A 16,910-nucleotide genomic window follows, 5' to 3' on the forward strand; every position below is an offset into this window, starting at 1 on the left:
TTGCCCATGCCAAGGATTGAAGATAACGCCCGTGACGAACACTTCTGGCACGCCATCGCCGAGCGCTACGACGTGGCACCCGGCCCGATCAATCTGGAAAATGGCTACTTCGGTCGCATGACCCGCGACGTGGCGCAGGACTACCAGCGCAATATCGACTTTATTAACCGCAACAACTCGCTGCCGGTGCGCCAGCACTTCGATGAGATTCAGAGCATTGAGATCCGCGACCGGGTTGCGGGCCTGCTGGGCGTTGCCCCGGCCAGTGTTGCACTGACTTCGCGGGCGTCCGACGCCCTGCAATCGTTGATTCGTAACTACAACGGCCTGCAACCCGGCGATCAATTGCTGATCTGCGACCTGGAATACCACAGCGTCGCATACGCGATGCGCTGGGTTGCCCAGCAGCGCGGGCTTGAGGTTATCGAAATATCCCATAAGCACCCCGCCACCCATGAAAGCGTGGTGACCCGCTATCGCGAGGCCTTTGAGCGTTACCCACGCCTCAAACTGATGGCGCTCACCCATGTCACCCACCGCACCGGACTGGTATTGCCCGTGCAGGACATTGTTGCAGCGGCCAAAGAACACGGGGTCGATGTGATCCTTGACGGTGCTCACGCGCTGGGCCAGATCGAATTCGACCTGCAGGCACTGGGCGTCGCTTTTGCGGGATACAACCTGCACAAATGGATCGGCGGACCGCTGACTCTGGGTTTTATGTACATCGACCCGCAGCGCCTGACCGATATTGATCCCGACATGGGCAACCAGCATTATCCCGAGCCGGATATTCGCAACCGCGCGCCCTATGGCACGACCAACATACCGGCATGGCTGACCCTGCCCAGAGTATTGCAAGAGCATCTGGACATGGGCGGCACACAGGCCAAGGGGGCACGGCTGAACTACCTGCGGGATCTGTGGGTAAGTGAAGCGCGAAAAATGCCGGGGATTGAAGTGCTGATCGAGGATGATCCGCGACTGCGATGCGCGATTACCTCGTTGCGCTTTACCCATCTGCAGGACCAGCAACCGATGGTTGAGCGCCTGCTCAAGGACTACAACCTGTTCACCGTCGCGCGCGATGGCTCGGCGTGTGGCAGTTGCATCCGGATAACTGTTGGGTTCACTACCACCCTGGATGACATCAATCAGCTGGTCAACGCGTTGCGCGAGCTGTCTCAGGGTAATTAGTCGATCCTGTGGGAGCGGGCTTGCTCGCGATGCTGACGACGCGGCTTTTCAAATAGAGCGCAGCGATATCATCGCGAGCAAGCCCGCTCCCACACCACCGACCATGTGTTTTTCAGGCAAAAAAAAGGTGCGCCGACCAAGCGCACCAAAAAACCGTAGAACACACAACAAATTCGGAACTAAAACATCAATCCAGCAGCGCAAGCGCCTCAGCGGTACATTCCTGGATCCGGGCCCAATCGCCGTTTTTGATCCACTCGCTGTCCAGCATCCAGCTCCCACCTACACACATCACGTTTTTCAACGCCATGTAGTTGCGGATATTGGCCGGGCCTACACCGCCAGTCGGGCAGAATTTCACTTCACCGAACGGACCGCCCAATGCCTTGATCGCGGCCACACCACCACTGACCTCAGCCGGGAACAGTTTGAAACGACGGTAGCCCAACCCGTAACCTTCCATGATCCCGGATGCATTGCTGATACCCGGCAGCAGCGGAATATCGCTGGCAACGCTGGCCTGGAGCAAGTCACGGGTGATACCAGGCGTGACAATAAATTGCGAACCGGCTTCTTCAGCCGCCGCCAGCATGTGCCGATCCAGTACGGTACCGGCACCTGTTACCAGCTCAGGGCGCTGATCACGCAGAATGCGGATCGCCTTAAGACCGAACGAGGAGCGCAGAGTCACCTCAAGGGCAGTCAGACCACCTGCCGCCAGCGCATCTGCCAACGGCAGGATGTCTTGTTCGCGGGCGATGGTAATCACCGGCAGAATTCGGGCACGGTCACAGAGGCTGTCGATCAGGGCGACTTTATCCGCCATCGATACGTTCGCAATTGTTGTTGTCATGGCAGCTGATCCTTGGCTCATGGGCACCAGTAAATCTCTAACGTAGGTTGCAGAAAGGCACGAATCGGCAAGGCGGCAACATCGTTACCCCCCAGCGCTTCGTTGAGGGTGTTCAATTTGGACTGCCCCTGAATCGACAGCACCTTGTGCTTTGCGCTCGCCAACAGGCTGCGGCTCATGCTCAGGCGCTGATGCGGCACGGTAGGCGCCAGCATCGCCCAGCAACGGCGCGGGTTATCCAGTTGCAGGGCTTCGCTCAGGTTCGGGCTGTTGGGGAACAACGAGGCGGTATGCCCGTCATCGCCCATGCCCAGAATCAGCACATCAATCGGCGGCAACTCGGCCAGGCCCTGATCCGCTTCCAGTGCAGCCTTTTCAACTGTCGAAGCAGCATTGTACAAACCGACAAAACGGGCCTTGGCAGCCGGGCCTTGCAGCAAGTGTTTCTTGAGCAGGCCAGCGTTGCTGTCAGCGTGTTCAACCGGCACCCAGCGTTCATCGGCAAGGCTGACGACCACTTTCGACCAGTCGATCGGCTGTTTGATCAGGCTCTCGAAAAACACCACCGGGCTACGACCGCCAGACACCACCAGCGTCGCAACGCCCTGACTGGCAATGGCCTGGTTCAATTGCCCGGCAACGTTTGCTGCCAGCCCCTCGGCCATTGTTGCCGAGTTCTTGAAGGTGTGCGCGTTGACACCCTCAGGCAGTTTCAAATCAGATATCGCCATACCAAGACCTCCCGTCCCGCGTAATCAATGCAATGGAACTCATCGGTCCCCAGGAGCCCGCCGCGTACGGCTTGGGCGCATCACCAGACTTTTTCCAGCCCGCGATCAACTGGTCGCACCATTTCCATGCAGCTTCAATTTCATCTTTGCGTACAAACAGATTCTGGTTGCCACGCATGACTTCGAGTAACAGACGCTCGTAGGCATCCGGAATCCGTGCACTGCGATAAGTGTCGGAAAAATTCAATTGCAACGGACCGCTGCGCAGTTGCATGCCCTTGTCCAGCCCCTGCTCCTTGGTCATCACACGCAAGGAAATACCTTCGTCCGGCTGCAGGCGAATGATCAGCTTGTTGCCGATTTGCAGACGCTGCTCCGGAGCGAATATGTAGTGCGACGGTTCCTTGAAGTGGATCACGATCTGCGACAGCTTTTGTGGCATGCGTTTACCGGTGCGCAGGTAAAACGGCACACCCGCCCAACGCCAGTTGCGGATGTCGGCACGCAGGGCAACAAATGTTTCGGTGTCGCTCTGGGTGTTGGAGTTTTCCTCCTCCAGATAACCCGGCACCGACTGGCCTTCGCTGTAACCGGCGATGTACTGGCCGCGCACCACTTGGGTGGTCAGGCCTTCGGCACTGATAGGGGCCAGTGCCTTGAGCACTTTTACCTTCTCGTCGCGAATGCTGTCAGCCGACAGGTCCGCAGGCGGGTCCATCGCAATCAGACACAGCAACTGCAACAAGTGGTTTTGAATCATGTCGCGCAGCTGACCGGCCTTGTCGAAATAGCCCCAACGACCTTCGATACCCACTTTCTCGGCCACGGTGATTTCAACGTGGGAGATATAGCGCTGGTTCCACTGGGTTTCGAACAGGCTGTTGGCGAAGCGCAACGCGATCAGGTTTTGTACGGTTTCTTTGCCCAGGTAGTGGTCGATCCGGTAGGTGCGGTTCTCGGGGAAGTACTGCGCGACGGAGTCGTTTACCTTGCGCGACGATTCGAGGTCCGAGCCGATGGGTTTTTCCAGCACCACGCGGGTATTTTCAGCCAGACCGACTTTCGACAGGTTCTCGCAAATAGCGCCGTACACCGCAGCCGGTGTGGCGAAGTAGGCAATCAGGCGCTGTTCTGTTCCGGCAAGTTCTGCCAGAGACACGTAATCTTCAGTCTTGAAAAAATCCACATGCAGATAGCTCAATCGAGCCAGGAAGCGTGTTAACGCCTCTACTTCAATTTCCTTCTCGCCCAGATACTGGCGCAACTGGCTGTCGATATGCGCCAAATGCGTAGTGGCGTCACCCGGTTCACGAGCCAGCGCGAGAATGCGCGTATCTGCGTGAAGCAGACCGGCGCGGTCCAGTTGATATAACGCAGGAAACAGCTTGCGCAAGGCCAAATCGCCAAGGGCGCCGAACAAGGCAAAGGTGCACGGTTCAACCGTAATCGAAGACATGATGTTTGTTCTTTTATCAAGTTAAGCTACAAATACCTTTTTTCAAGGCATCACTCAAGGAAAAATGTAGTAATAAACACAACATTTTCTCAAAATACAGATTCCTGCTAGTGGTCATCTCAGGCCACCAGTAGGATAGGCCACCTTCCAGAACCGCTTTTGAGCGGTTCTTGCATCGCTGACCCAAGGATCATAAATGGACCGCGTGCGAAATTTACTCGAACAGATCAAGGGCCGCCTCGAAGACCTGAACAAGGCCGAGCGCAAAGTGGCTGAAATCATTTTGCAGAACCCGCAGCAAGCGACCCGCTTCAGCATCGCGGCCCTGGCTCAGGCGGCCTCGGTCAGCGAGCCTACAGTCAACCGTTTCTGCCGTTCATTTGGCGTCAGCGGTTATCCGGAATTAAAGCTGCAACTGGCACAGAGCCTGGCCAGTGGTGCCGCGTATGTCAGCCGTGCGGTCGAGGCCGACGATAATCCCGAAGCCTACACCCAAAAGATTTTCGGCAGCGCCATTGCCTCCCTGGACAGCGCTTGCCAGGCATTGGACCCGAACCTTATCAGCCGCGCCGTCGACTTGCTGATCCAGGCTCGGCAAATCCACTTTTTCGGCCTGGGCGCTTCGGCTCCAGTGGCGCTGGATGCGCAACACAAGTTCTTCCGTTTCAACCTGGCGGTCACCGCCCATGCCGACGTATTAATGCAACGCATGATCGCGTCCGTGGCCCACACCGGTGAGTTGTTCGTCATTATTTCCTATACAGGTCGCACCCGTGAGCTGGTGGAAGTGGCTCGTATTGCGCGAGCCAACGGTGCCTCGGTACTGGGCCTGACAGCAGAAAACTCGCCACTGGCCAAAGCCAGCACCTTGAGCCTGAATATTCCGCTGCCTGAAGACACCGACATCTATATGCCGATGACCTCGCGCATCATCCAGCTCACCGTGCTCGACGTACTCGCCACCGGTATGACCCTACGCCGGGGGGTGGACTTCCAGCCGCACCTGCGCAAAATCAAGGAAAGCCTCAACGCCAGCCGGTACCCGGTAGGCGATGAATTCAACTGATCGTCTTGCACCACAACCCGTACCCGTAGCAGATGGCGTCAGCACCGCTGACCCTGCCCGACAAGCGGCTGAACCATGCCGCTCCCCCCCTCTCCTGCCCAGCCCCTGTTTTCTAAGGCAATCGCTCTCTTACCGCCTTTAAAGCTGTAGCCCCCATGACGTTTAACTGTCAGATGTGACAGGTTACAGCTGTCGAAAACAGTCATAACGTGAATACCTCGGGGTTATTTTTTGCAACGGGGTTCAGGCCTTTTACGCCTGCTGCTCCTGCCCCTAAATCTTCAGATCGGTCTATCTGAAAAAGCCCTGTGGCAGGAGCTCATGATCATGGCCCAAGAACCGCTCAGTATTTCTGCACCTTCATTGCCAAAAGGCGGTGGCGCCATTCAGAGCATTGGCGAGGGCTGGGGAGCTGTAGGCTTGACCGGTGCTGCGTCACTGGCAATTCCGCTGCCCATTACGCCTGGCCGCGGCTATGCCCCCGCACTGGGCCTGAGCTACAGCAGTGGCGCAGGTCGTACCGAGTTCGGTCAGGGCTGGTCAATCAACCGCCCCTCCATCAGCCGGCAAACCAGCCTGCAAACACCTCAGTTCGAACCCGATTCCAATGGCCAGCTGGCCGAGCCGGTCTACCTCTCCCCCAGTGGCGATGTGTTGCTGGCGCAACGCGACGCCAGCGGCCAGATCAACACCCGTGACACCTCGTTTTTTCGCGACCGGCAGCTGTCTGAACTCTATCGAGTGACCGCCTACCAACCACGGGTAGAAGGCGACTTCAGCACTTACCAACACTATGTCGGCACCACCGATTCGTTCTGGCTGATCCAGATTGCGGACGGCAGTGTCCATGTGTACGGCCACAGTGACAACGCCCGCCTGCAACACGTGCGGAGTACCTCGACCTGGGTGGCCGAGTGGCTCCTTGAGGAGTCGGTCGCTGCCAATGGCGAGCATGTGCTGTACGAATATGTGCCTGAGAATGATGCCTCACTGAACACACTGACCGGGCCTGCAGCAGATGCCTGGCGAGACCGCGACACCAGCACTCATCGTTACCTGCAACGCGTGCGCTACGGCAATCTGACAGGCGATCGGGTGCCGTTCGTGATGCAAGATCCGGCGGTGCGCACCTGGCTATTTGATCTGGTTTTCGACTATGGCGAAGCTGATGCCCGACTGGTGGCTTGCCCCCAGTACCCCAAGACGCCAGGCACACAGTGGCCCCTGCGCGCCGATCCGGTCAGCAGTTACCGCTACGGGTTCGAGGAGCGCACGCTGCGGCTGTGCCACCAGGTACTGATGTTCCATTGGTGCGCCGATGGCCCGGACAATAGCGGCCCCGTGCTGCTCCAGGGCGAGCCGGCGCTGGTACAGCGCCTGCAACTGGAGTACAGCCAGCAACCGGCCGTGTCCTTGCTGACCGCCGCGCACGTCATCGGCTATGTGGGGCAAAAAGCGCAATTCAACCCGCCACAGGAATTCGACTACACCCCGTTCACGTTCACCCCGGAATCCGCAAGGTTCTCACCATTTTTTACAGAGCAGACGCCCGTGCAAAGCCCGGGTATCGATGCCGACAACTACCAATTGGTGGATCTGTTCGGCGATGGGTTGGCCGGGATTCTCTATCGCCTGCAAAACGCCTGGTACTACCGACGGCCCATTCGTCATCCGATGCCCGGCCTGAATAAAAATGCGGTGGGTTACGCGGCGCAGGAGCTGCTCAAACAGATTCCTGTCGCCAACAACAACTCGCCAACGCTGCAAGTCCTCACGGACGTCAATGGCGACGGCAAGCTCGACTGGCTGGTGGCCCAACCTTCGATTGCAGGTTTTTTCACCCTGAACACTGACCAGCAATGGAGCCACTTCACGCCCTACGCGGCCTTCCCCTCGGAGTTTTTTCATCCCCGAGCGCAGTTGGCCAGCCTGATGGGTAACGGCTTGTCGGACCTGGCTATGATCGGGACCCGCAGCGTGCGGTTGTATGTCAATTTGAAAAACCAGGGCTTCGACACGCCTGTCGAGGTCCACCGCCTGGGCACTGAAACTGCCTTGCCAGCGGTCATTGACGAACGCTGCGAACTGGTTGCGTTCAGTGACCTGCTGGGGTCCGGGCAGCAGCATTTAGTCCACATCACCGGGCAGGCCGTACGCTGCTTTCCGAACCTGGGCCGGGGTCGATTTGGCGAGCCGGTCAACTTTGGCAGGCTGGACTTTGCGGGTGAATTCAACCCTGCCCATATCCGCCTAGCTGACCTGGACGGGTCAGGCGCGGTGGACATCCTGTACTGGCAAAGCAGTTCGGTGCAGATTTTCATGAACCTCAGCGGTCACGGTTTCGCCGCCCCCATCACGATCACGCTGCCTGAAGGGCTGAGGTACGACTCGCTGACCCGAGTCAGCGTGGCCGACCTGCAAGGGCTGGGCTGCACAAGCCTGGTAGTGACCAGCCATACGAACACCCCTGCACTCGTGCCCGCTCATTGGCGCTGCGACTTTGTTACCGACAACAAACCGTATTTGCTGTGCGCCACGGACAACAATAGGGGGGCTGCAGGCGAGGTGGTGTATCGCTCTTCGGCACAGGAATGGCTGGACGAGAAAAACCTGCTGCCAGACCCGTCGCAGGCCGTGTCTGAAATGCCCTTCGCGATGCATGTGGTCAGCGAGCAGCGCCAGTTGGATCAGATTACCGGCAATCATTTGTCCCAGTTCTTTACCTATCGCCACGGCTATTACGATGGCGTGGAACGGGAATTTCGCGGCTTTGGACTGCTGCTGCAAACCGACACCGAGGCTGACAACAGCGATACCCAGGGTTTTAGCGCCCCCGTAATGAGCAAGACCTGGTTCCACACCGGCAAAACCCTGCATATGGACGTGCCTGATGCTTGGGCCGGTGATATCCAACTGGCGCCGCTGGGCAACACCCTGTGTACCCAACACATTGATGGCACCGAACAAACGCACACTGACTGGGATGCCCCGACACTGCGCGACGCGGCCCGCACCTTGAGCGGCTCGGTGTTGCGCGCCGAAACCCTGGGCGTCGATGGCAATGCCGTGCCTTACAGCGTCACCCAAAGCCGCTATGGCGTGCGTCTGCTGCAAGCGCGCTCCAATGTCAGCCCCTACAGCGTCATGCTGCCTTTTGTCATTGAGCAACGCAGCCTGCAATACGAGCGTCAGATCAATGATCCGCTCTGCCAGCACCAACTCAATCTGGCCATCGATGACTATGGCACCGTCAGCCATGGTGTCGGTGTCGCATACGCTCGACGCGCCGACGCACAACCGCCCTATCCCGACGATGAAGAGCACGCCCATTTGCGGCGCTGGTGGATGGATGCCAAGGATGACGCCCAACAGTGCTTCTACCTGAGCGAGATGCGCGAACGGGTCTTGCATATCCAACAGACCGATTACCTGCGATTGGGCCTGCCCTACCGCAGCCAGGCGAGCGCCTATGTTGTGCCCGCTGACGATCCGTCGGTCGACGTCATCGGTTACGAAGCCTTTCTTGGCCCGCAATCGCCATTGGGCAAAGACCCGGCCACCGGCCAGCGCATGCTGGCGGGCCAGAGCCGCGTGCAATACCAGGGCTGCACGGACGGCACGGTGAACTTCGATGCGCTGCCTGAATACAGCGAACAGGGCCAACTGGATGCCGCTGCCCTGCAAGCCTACGTCGTGAAAGATGATCAGGGCGCAGACAAAAACCTGCTGGGCAGCACCCCTGGCGAGGTGAAAGCCCGACTCGAATCAGCGGGCTATGTCGATGTCGGACTGTGGCGGCCAACCAGCAATACCGTTGACACGTCCACCAGCCTTTGGGCAGCGCGCACGGGATACACAACCTTTGCCGGGGTCGAGCATTTCAACACGGTGCTTGAGCAAAAAGCGGTCGCATGGGTCAAGCCATCGAAGGTCAGCTATGACAGCCTCTGGCTATTGCCTGTCACATTCACGGCACCTGACGACGGTGTTACCGAAGCGGTTCATGACTACAGCACGTTGCAGGTCAAATGGATTCGCGACCCCAATCAGAATGTCAGCCAGGCCCGTTACGACGGAATGGGCCGAGTGGTGCTGACCACCTTCTGGGGCACCGAGTGGGACGAAGGCACCCAAGCCGTTAAAAATGTCGGCTTTGGAAACATGGACAGTCACGCGTGGGTGCCGGCAAGTGCCGCCCAAGCCATTGCCGACAGCTCGGTCATGGGCGATCTGGCAACCGCACTCTTCTACGAAAGCAGTAGCTGGATGGGCCAAGCCCCGCCGGGCCTGCTACCCAATGGAGTGGAATTGGGGGTGCTGATGCCCACCGGACATTTGCGCGCCAGCGCGCGCAAACGCCTGGCCAAGGGTGATTACCCTGTAAACCAGATTCCGGCCCAGACCTGTTCAGCCTTGCTGGCCCTGCCTCGCGAACCGGCACACAGCGCCGTTTTGCAAGCTGACCGCTACCCGGGCGATCCCGATAAACAGGTGAGAATGTCGCTGAGCGCCTCGGATGGTTTTGGCCGTGCCTTGCAAAGCAAACAGAAAGTCGAACCGGGCCTGGCCTTCGCCGTCGACGACAAGGGCAACTTGATAACCCTGGGCGGTGAGCCGGTACAGGTGCAGGCCGACGAGCGCTGGTGCGTCAGTGAGCGCGTGGAATACAACAACAAGGGGTTGGCCGTTCGGGTCTACCGGCCTTATTTCGCGAACAAACACCGTTACATCAACGATGAATCATTCCGCCAGTTCGGCTACAGCGACCAGCAATTCTATGACCCGCTGGGGCGCCCCACCAAAACCATCACCGCCAGTGGCTATTGGCGCCGCCAGACGTATATGGACTGGTACACCATCGCCGAGGATGAGAACGATCTGTATCAGGAGGCACTGGAACACCCGAGAGTCGCCAGCGTATTGCAGGCGAATGGTAACCGGCTCGATCCCATGCAAGCCCTTGAAGGCGCAACGGTGCGGGTTGAATACCCGGGCATGCTGGCCACCGACAGCATTACGGTGAGCTGGAGTGGTGTAGCCGGTATCGGTACACCTTCGTTGGCAGCAAAACAGGGCGACCTGAAAGGTCGGGTGCTGTTTGATATTCCAGCGACAGCCGTGGGGGCCAACCTCGGCAGAACGGTCCTGGTGACTTATACGGTGACACGGACAACCGGAGTGCTGCATTCAGAAGTGCTTGACCTGACCATTGCCACCCTCCCCGCGTCGCAAATCACCAACATGATTACTGTTGAAAAAGAGAGCAACGGTAAACTGGATGTAAACCGCGCACCCAATGGCGTGAATATTGATACCCGAACCTGCCCTTTTGTGGCGGTCGGGCAGAGGGTCTGGCTACGTCTGGAAGGCCAGAAGGCTGACGGTTCATTACACATACTCACGCTCTGGGAAGCGGCAACCGTGAATACCTATGAAGTAACTCAGGGTTATTTGCGCAAAGTCGCCCCAGCCAGCTACCTGATGCAACTGGCTGACGGCAGTGCGTTCAAGGTGATTTTCAAAGTCGCATTCACGGGTAGCGATGAAACACAGGCGTTAGCGTTCCCCGTGAAAACATTGATCATTCTTAACAGTACCAATGCCTCGTAATGGACGACGAGTCTCCATTGCCAACGCAACAATGAGGCATGGCAACGATGACTTATCTATTGCACCAAAAAACGCCACTACTGATCTCGATAGACCCGCGCGCAGCCCTGCTGCGCACCGTGACCTACCATCGTCTGGAGATCAGTCAGACACCATCGGCCCACACCACGCGGCAACGGTATAACGCGCTGGGTCATCTCACCGAACAATGGGATCCACGACTGTCGATGGCCAATCAGCAAACTCGTTTCAGCCTGTCGGGGCAGGAGTTGCGCAGTGATTCGGTGGATGAAGGCTGGCGCGTCAGTTTCTTCAACGCGGCCGCACAGTTCGTACACAGTTGGGACGGGCGTGAAAGCTTTATGCGCCTGGACTACGATGAGCAACAGCGCCCTGTCGCACTGTTTGAAAAAGGGGCTGACGAAAACGTAGAGCAGTGCGTCGAACGCTTTCTCTATGCCGCAAATAATACTGAAGATGCTCAGCGCAACCGGTGTGGCCGCATGCTGCGTCACGACGATCCAGCTGGCAGTTTGTGGCATGAAGCGTTCGCCGTAACCGGCCAGCCACTGATTGAGACCCGGCGTTTTTGCGTCTCACTGAGCGCTCCTCACTGGCCGGATGCCCCGCTCCAGACCGCCAGTTACAGCACCCGCTGGCAATACGACGCACTGGGCGCGGTGAAGGCGCAAACCGATGCTGCAGGCCACATCGAGACGTTTAACCTCGACATTGCCAGCCACCCTCGTGCCTCGCAACTGGATGGTATGCCCCTGCTCAAAAACTGCGAATACAACGCTTTCAATCAGGTGGAAACCGAACAAGCTGGCAACAATGTACTGACCATCGCCAGCTACTCAGCGGCAAATGGCCGGTTGCTGAGCCTCAAGGCCAGCACTCAGGCCGGGCATCTACTGCAAGACCTGCACTACCAGTACGACCCGGTGGGCAATGTCGAACAAATCGAAGATATGGCCCAACCCGTTCAATGGTTTGCCCAGCAACGGGTTGAAGCGCTCAGTACCTATCGTTACGACACCCTGTACCAACTGGTCGAAGCCACGGGCCGGGAAAGCATCAACCAAATGATCGGGCCCGATCTGCCGGGGCTGGAAACCTTCGGCATGCCGGACGACAGTCGCTGGCGCAACTACACCCAGACCTACACCTACGACAGCGGCAACAACCTGACCCAACTCAAGCATGACGCGGGGGCCGGTCACACCTATTTGCGCCAGATGGTGGTGGACGCACACAGTAACCGCAGCCTGCTCAAGGAAGAGAACCCCGCTGACTTCACGACCCGTTTCGATGCCAACGGCAATCACCTGGCATTGGCGCCGGGCCAAATGATGCACTGGAATGCGCGCAACCAACTGCATCAGGTGACGCAGGTGTTGCGCGCGCAACCTGACGGCCAGGACAACGATCTTGAAACCTATCTCTACGATGGCGAAGGTCAGCGCGTGCGCAAGGTACGACGAGCCAAGACGGGGGGTGGCGAGCAGATCAGTCAGACCCTGTATTTACCGGGGCTCGAAGTGCGTGAATCCACCTCGGGTGAGCGACTGCATGTGATGACAACCCAGGCGGGACGCAACAACGTACAGGTGTTGCATTGGGAGGCCGGGCGACCCGACGAAATCGATCAGGATCAGTGGCGCTACAGCCTGGGGGATCATCTGGGCAGCAGCACCCTGGAGCTGGATCAGGCAGGCGAACTGATCAGCCAGGAAACTTACTATCCGTACGGCGGCACATCCTGGTGGGCCGCACGCAGTGCCGTGCAGGCCAGGTACAAGACCCTGCGTTATTCCGGCAAAGAGCGGGATGCCACGGGGCTGTATTACTACGGTTACAGATACTATGCGCCCTTCCTGTGTCGATGGATAAGTCCTGATCCGACAGGCACCACTGATGGTCTTAATCGCTACCGGATGGTAAGAAACAAACCCTCTTCAGCGTATGACTTACAGGGGCTGATGTTCAAAAATGTTGCAGTGGCCGCCGCGTCTACTGCTGCACTGGGTTATCAAGCCTATAAAGACAGGATTGAACAAGCTGTACCAGCAAGAATATCTAAGCCTTCAATGGCAAATGACAAGATTCACCAAATGCATGAAAAAGCATTACAAACCAAAAACGAAAGCACCACGATAGATAAAATTGAAAATAACTTGTCTGGCAGAGGAAGTGTCATTACAAACTTCTTAACAAAAGGAGAACTTCCAGCCGCCGAGTCTATTAAAAACCAGTCAGAAAACCTTGCCACCATAGTGGAATTCTCTCAGACGGGCAGCCTATCGGACTTGGACAAGGGCGCATTACTGAAGGCCACGGCCTCAGACATAGCACATAACGTACCCCAACGAATATACCAAGCGGTCAAGAACTTATACACGGTTTCGACTGTCTCTTCCGAGGGGATTGATGAACTTAGAGATACTGCACAAATTATCAAAGAAGACATTGCCGACACCGTTGTGGTGGGCCTATCTATAGGGGCAATGGGCAATGCTGCGCTGGGCGCAGCCAAAGTAATTGTTCCAGGTGCTGCAATCCCTATAACATTAGGCCAGATACTTTGGACCGCGTCTTCCGTTGGCAAAACAGTCAATGACACTAATGAGAAGATCAAAGAACATATCGAGGATTCGCCTATCAGTCATGATGCCAGAAACCAGTTATTTCAAAACATGAGAAGCGCGAATGACAAAAATCGAGAGGTGTTATTGAAAGCCGCAGGGTTCACAAAATAGACACCCCAAAAGTCACTGTCAGATCGAACATTCTGACAGTGACTTTGGCAATCTTCACTTGCACAGCCACTGCCAGTAGATCCTTATACACGGTGCAATTAAAGTCACGTTTGAAAAACACAAAACTCTAAACGTTAAAGTCATCGACCGCTTTATCCTGATCACTACCCTAACGTTACAAATATAGAGGCGGCGCAATCAATCTGCTGCATCACACCGCCCCTGCGCCCCTGTCAGCCAAAGTACTTGCGTAGCTCAACCGGTGTCTTAATCTGATCTCGCGCACGTTGATACTGAAGCTCTACTTCTGTAGCCGAGCTTTTTACATACTTGACGCGCCCAACCTGAGTACGCGTCATGCCCAATGCCGTTAAAGCATTATCGAATGAAGGACCTGACTGATAATGGCGATTGACCTTCATCGACCTCATGTCATTGTCACCTTGGGCATCAAAGCCAACGGTATGGGTATCGACATCCGTCAGTTTGTCCAAAAAGCCGACAGCAGGATTGAACGAGTCCATAAACCCGCTAAAGCAGGTATACAGAGACACCGTTTTGACCGTGTCCTTGCTCTGCAACTTGGCAATGGCATCTTTAACCAAAAGCTCACTGGTACTTCCCAGAGTGACCACGCTCTGCTGCCCTCGTTTAGGGCTGATGGAACCGTGATAATCAAGAATCACCTTGTCGATACCCGCCAGTTGCCCCGTACCGATTGCATTCCAGGTGTCCGTCAGTTCCTTCACTGAACTGGCATAAGCACCGGTGACCTGATGACCTTTATGCGTCAGGTAACTCATTTTTTTACTGGAAAACTCAGCCGTTGCTTTCTCATCCCTATCGATTGAGAACGGACTGATTTTGGCACTGATTTACAAGATGTTTTTCTTGGGTTGATCTTTGGTGAGATCAACTTTTTAGCCAATATCTCTATCAAATCAAAAGGCACTTTAAAAACTTCAGGCGTGAACACGTTGCTCAATGTCTTGGGCGCGGCGCCAGCCCCTTCATTTTCATTTTCCAGTACCAACCCCAATGTGTCCTTAAAGGTAATGGGATTGTTCCTGACCATCAGGTACAGGCCATCCACAGTTCCGGCCGGGTCGGCACTCAGCCATCGGCCTGCCCAACTCTGGTAATAGCGATGCCCGTAGTAGTACAGCCCCGTTGCATCACGCTCCCTACCCGAATAACGGATGGTCTTGTAGTCTGCTTCGACCTGACTGCGAGCAGTCCAAACCGCCGTCCCTGCGAACGGGTAATATTCTTCCAGGCTGATGATCTCACCGCTTGCATCCAGTTCCAGTGCGCTGCTCCCGATCAGGCCGCTGTAGCTGTAGCACACCTGATTATTGGTGTTCACAAGCCCGACCTCCCAGTGCAGTACCCGTACCTGTGCCCGACCCGCCTCACCCAGCACGATAGTGTGCAAGTCCTCTCTCAAGCTGTCGCCGCTGTGGGACGTGCGCTGCTCCAACCCAGGCAGATAGATCACACGCTGCACTTGAGTGTTATTACCACTGAGTTGGGTGCTGAGCTTTTCGATCCGCAGACCATCACTGGCGTAACGATATTGCTCGCTGTCCGATCCCGCGCCCTCTCGTACCACCGGGTTGACCTGTTGCAACTGCCCCCGGGCATTCCAGTTCAGGTGCTGCCCCTGGAACAGTTGCAATTGATGCCCTCCACTGTCGAACAACGCGTCGACTGCCCCGGTGGCTGACGTCAGCGAGTCCAGCACTGCACGGTTGCTGCGCGAAGAGACGGTTATTTCGCTGGTGTAGTTATTGCCCGTGGCCGGTGCACTGTGGCGGATGCGCATGAGGTTGTTGCCACGGTCATAGGTATAGGTGCGGGTGTAATTGGTGTAAGCACTGTCATCGGCGGGAAGCGGGATAAGCGGGGAAACAAGTGTGCTGCTTTGTTGACCGATACTTGCCATCTGACGTCCGGTCGCTTGTACTAGTTGATACAGACTGTCATAGCGGTAAGTGCCTTGTGGCACAACTTTTTGATTGCGCCAGAACTGGGTGGCTTGGGCATCGTTGTGTACCAGCACTACATTGCCCACCGGGTCGTAGTCATAACGCAGATCTTGCAGAAGGCGGGCACCGCTTGAGTGCCCGGCGGGGCGTTCGGTCTTGATGCCAACCAGCCGCACGCTCGCTGCGTCATAGCTGTAAGTAGTCACCACGCCATTGCCGTGTTCTTCACGCAGTTTTTTACCTTGGCCCGAGTACGCCAGGGAGGCCACGATCACTTGTTCGGCTTGCCCCTTGAGCGTCAGCCAACTGCCCTTGAGTTGCCCGGCAATGTCGTAGGCCACACGTTGAACATTGCCATAAGCGTCCGTCTGGGACAGGGTTGTACCGGTTGCATCAGGGGTGTTCAAGGACGTGAACAAAGTCGTAGCCAGCAGGCTTTGCCAAGCGAGTTCGTCAGCGCCTTGCCAGTCAGCTTCCTTATGCTCTCGCAACAACTGCCGGCTAACCGATGTCGACATGCCTGTCAGGGCGATGCAGTGGGTCTGTTCAAGCCCGGCGGTATCGTAATGACGCACACATTGTCCGGTGAGGTTGCGATCCTGTTGCGCCTGAACGTTGTTTGCCCAGAAAAAACGCTCAGTCACCCGGGCCGCTTGGTCATTGGCCTGCTCAGCTATTTCAAGCAGGCGGCCAGGCTGACCATTGCTCTCATAGCGGAAGGTACGGCGAAGCCCCGTAGCTGAAACATTAAATAAGGGACGCCCAGCAGCGTCGCTAAACGTGAGTGTGGTGCCAGCATCCACACTGTCAGTGCGCAGAACCTCACCGGTCAGTGACGATTGATAGGAAAAGTTAGGGTTAACTGTGCTATCGACCTGTTGCAAGCCAAACAGCCGCGGGTCAGTGCTTTGCACAAGCACTCCACGGGCAGTGTAATCATGGCGGGTAATACGCTCATCTGTCTGCGTCAGCGTATCGGGGTGACGATGGTAGTGGACGTTACGGATAACCAAACCACGATTATCATTAACCGTTAGTTGCGGTGTATTTCGGTACAAGGCGCCAGTGATACTGAACATGGTTTATCTCCTATGTTTGACATAGAAAGTTAATAGCCAGCGATGCAGTTCTTTAAGCGTGTAACCGATTTAGCTTAGCCCCTGTCAGGGCGCCCACTCCGAAACAACGTACCGTCGAGCGCAAAGTCAAAGTCTGGGAAATGACATGTGCGCTTGTTCAACCGACCCTTC

General features: G+C 56.6%; 9 protein-coding genes. 4 read left to right on the top strand and 5 right to left on the bottom strand.

Annotated features, from left to right (window positions below; translation table 11 throughout):
• Window positions 1-6: 6 nt before the first annotated feature.
• Window positions 7-1,197: an aminotransferase class V-fold PLP-dependent enzyme gene (locus TU76_RS12965; RefSeq protein WP_048351783.1), complete on the top strand. Its 1,191-nt coding sequence runs from the start codon at window positions 7-9 to the stop codon at window positions 1,195-1,197.
• 187 nt (window positions 1,198-1,384) lie between these two features.
• On the opposite strand, the gene TU76_RS12970 is transcribed toward TU76_RS12965, so the two are convergent.
• From TU76_RS12970 to zwf, 3 genes are read right to left on the bottom strand one after another with little or no spacing between them, the layout of a single operon-like run.
• The gene (locus TU76_RS12970) at window positions 1,385-2,050 is read right to left on the bottom strand and encodes a bifunctional 4-hydroxy-2-oxoglutarate aldolase/2-dehydro-3-deoxy-phosphogluconate aldolase (protein ID WP_019829141.1); all 666 of its coding nucleotides are present in this window, start codon (window positions 2,048-2,050) and stop codon (window positions 1,385-1,387) included.
• 17 nt (window positions 2,051-2,067) lie between these two features.
• Window positions 2,068-2,781, bottom strand: a complete 714-nt coding sequence (pgl, locus tag TU76_RS12975) for a 6-phosphogluconolactonase (protein ID WP_019829140.1) — start codon at window positions 2,779-2,781, stop codon at window positions 2,068-2,070.
• On the bottom strand, window positions 2,768-4,237 hold the full coding sequence (gene zwf, locus TU76_RS12980; RefSeq protein WP_019829138.1) for a glucose-6-phosphate dehydrogenase: 1,470 nt from the start codon (window positions 4,235-4,237) through the stop codon (window positions 2,768-2,770). Before zwf ends, pgl begins: the two co-directional genes overlap by 14 nt.
• Before the next feature lie 205 nt (window positions 4,238-4,442).
• Between zwf and TU76_RS12985 the strand changes: the two genes are divergently transcribed.
• The 3 genes from TU76_RS12985 (at window position 4,443) to TU76_RS12995 (ending at window position 13,672) form a co-directional block, all read left to right on the top strand.
• Window positions 4,443-5,303, top strand: a complete 861-nt coding sequence (locus TU76_RS12985; RefSeq protein ID WP_173667433.1) for a MurR/RpiR family transcriptional regulator — start codon at window positions 4,443-4,445, stop codon at window positions 5,301-5,303.
• 327 nt (window positions 5,304-5,630) lie between these two features.
• On the top strand, window positions 5,631-10,913 hold the full coding sequence (locus TU76_RS12990; RefSeq protein WP_048351814.1) for a SpvB/TcaC N-terminal domain-containing protein: 5,283 nt from the start codon (window positions 5,631-5,633) through the stop codon (window positions 10,911-10,913).
• A gap of 47 nt (window positions 10,914-10,960) precedes the next feature.
• Window positions 10,961-13,672 carry an RHS repeat domain-containing protein gene (locus TU76_RS12995; protein ID WP_053070216.1) on the top strand — a complete coding sequence of 904 codons (2,712 nt, stop codon included), beginning with the start codon at window positions 10,961-10,963 and terminating at the stop codon, window positions 13,670-13,672.
• A 233-nt stretch (window positions 13,673-13,905) separates the two neighbouring features.
• Here TU76_RS12995 and TU76_RS13000 read toward each other — a convergent pair whose 3' ends face one another.
• Both TU76_RS13000 and TU76_RS13005 read right to left on the bottom strand, forming a co-directional pair.
• Window positions 13,906-14,475, bottom strand: coding sequence for a hypothetical protein (locus TU76_RS13000; protein ID WP_048351785.1), 570 nt, complete (start codon window positions 14,473-14,475; stop codon window positions 13,906-13,908).
• Window positions 14,472-16,739 carry an RHS repeat-associated core domain-containing protein gene (locus TU76_RS13005; RefSeq protein WP_053070217.1) on the bottom strand — a complete coding sequence of 756 codons (2,268 nt, stop codon included), beginning with the start codon at window positions 16,737-16,739 and terminating at the stop codon, window positions 14,472-14,474. The genes TU76_RS13000 and TU76_RS13005 overlap by 4 nt, the downstream gene beginning before the upstream one ends.
• Between the last annotated feature and the right edge of the window lie 171 nt (window positions 16,740-16,910).

Source organism: Pseudomonas psychrophila (assembly GCF_001043005.1).
In the GTDB taxonomy this organism is placed as follows: Bacteria; Pseudomonadota; Gammaproteobacteria; order Pseudomonadales; family Pseudomonadaceae; genus Aquipseudomonas; species Aquipseudomonas psychrophila.

What these genes read in the sequence shown, in the direction of transcription:
- TU76_RS13005 (WP_053070217.1), bottom strand. Translation starts at nt 16,739, where the DNA reads ATGTTCAGTATCACTGGCGCCTTGTACCGAAATACACCGCAACTAACG.
- TU76_RS12970 (WP_019829141.1), bottom strand. Translation starts at nt 2,050, where the DNA reads ATGACAACAACAATTGCGAACGTATCGATGGCGGATAAAGTCGCCCTG.
- pgl (WP_019829140.1), bottom strand. Translation starts at nt 2,781, where the DNA reads ATGGCGATATCTGATTTGAAACTGCCTGAGGGTGTCAACGCGCACACC.
- TU76_RS12990 (WP_048351814.1), top strand. Translation starts at nt 5,631, where the DNA reads ATGGCCCAAGAACCGCTCAGTATTTCTGCACCTTCATTGCCAAAAGGC.
- TU76_RS12965 (WP_048351783.1), top strand. Translation starts at nt 7, where the DNA reads ATGCCAAGGATTGAAGATAACGCCCGTGACGAACACTTCTGGCACGCC.
- TU76_RS13000 (WP_048351785.1), bottom strand. Translation starts at nt 14,475, where the DNA reads ATGAGTTACCTGACGCATAAAGGTCATCAGGTCACCGGTGCTTATGCC.
- TU76_RS12995 (WP_053070216.1), top strand. Translation starts at nt 10,961, where the DNA reads ATGACTTATCTATTGCACCAAAAAACGCCACTACTGATCTCGATAGAC.
- zwf (WP_019829138.1), bottom strand. Translation starts at nt 4,237, where the DNA reads ATGTCTTCGATTACGGTTGAACCGTGCACCTTTGCCTTGTTCGGCGCC.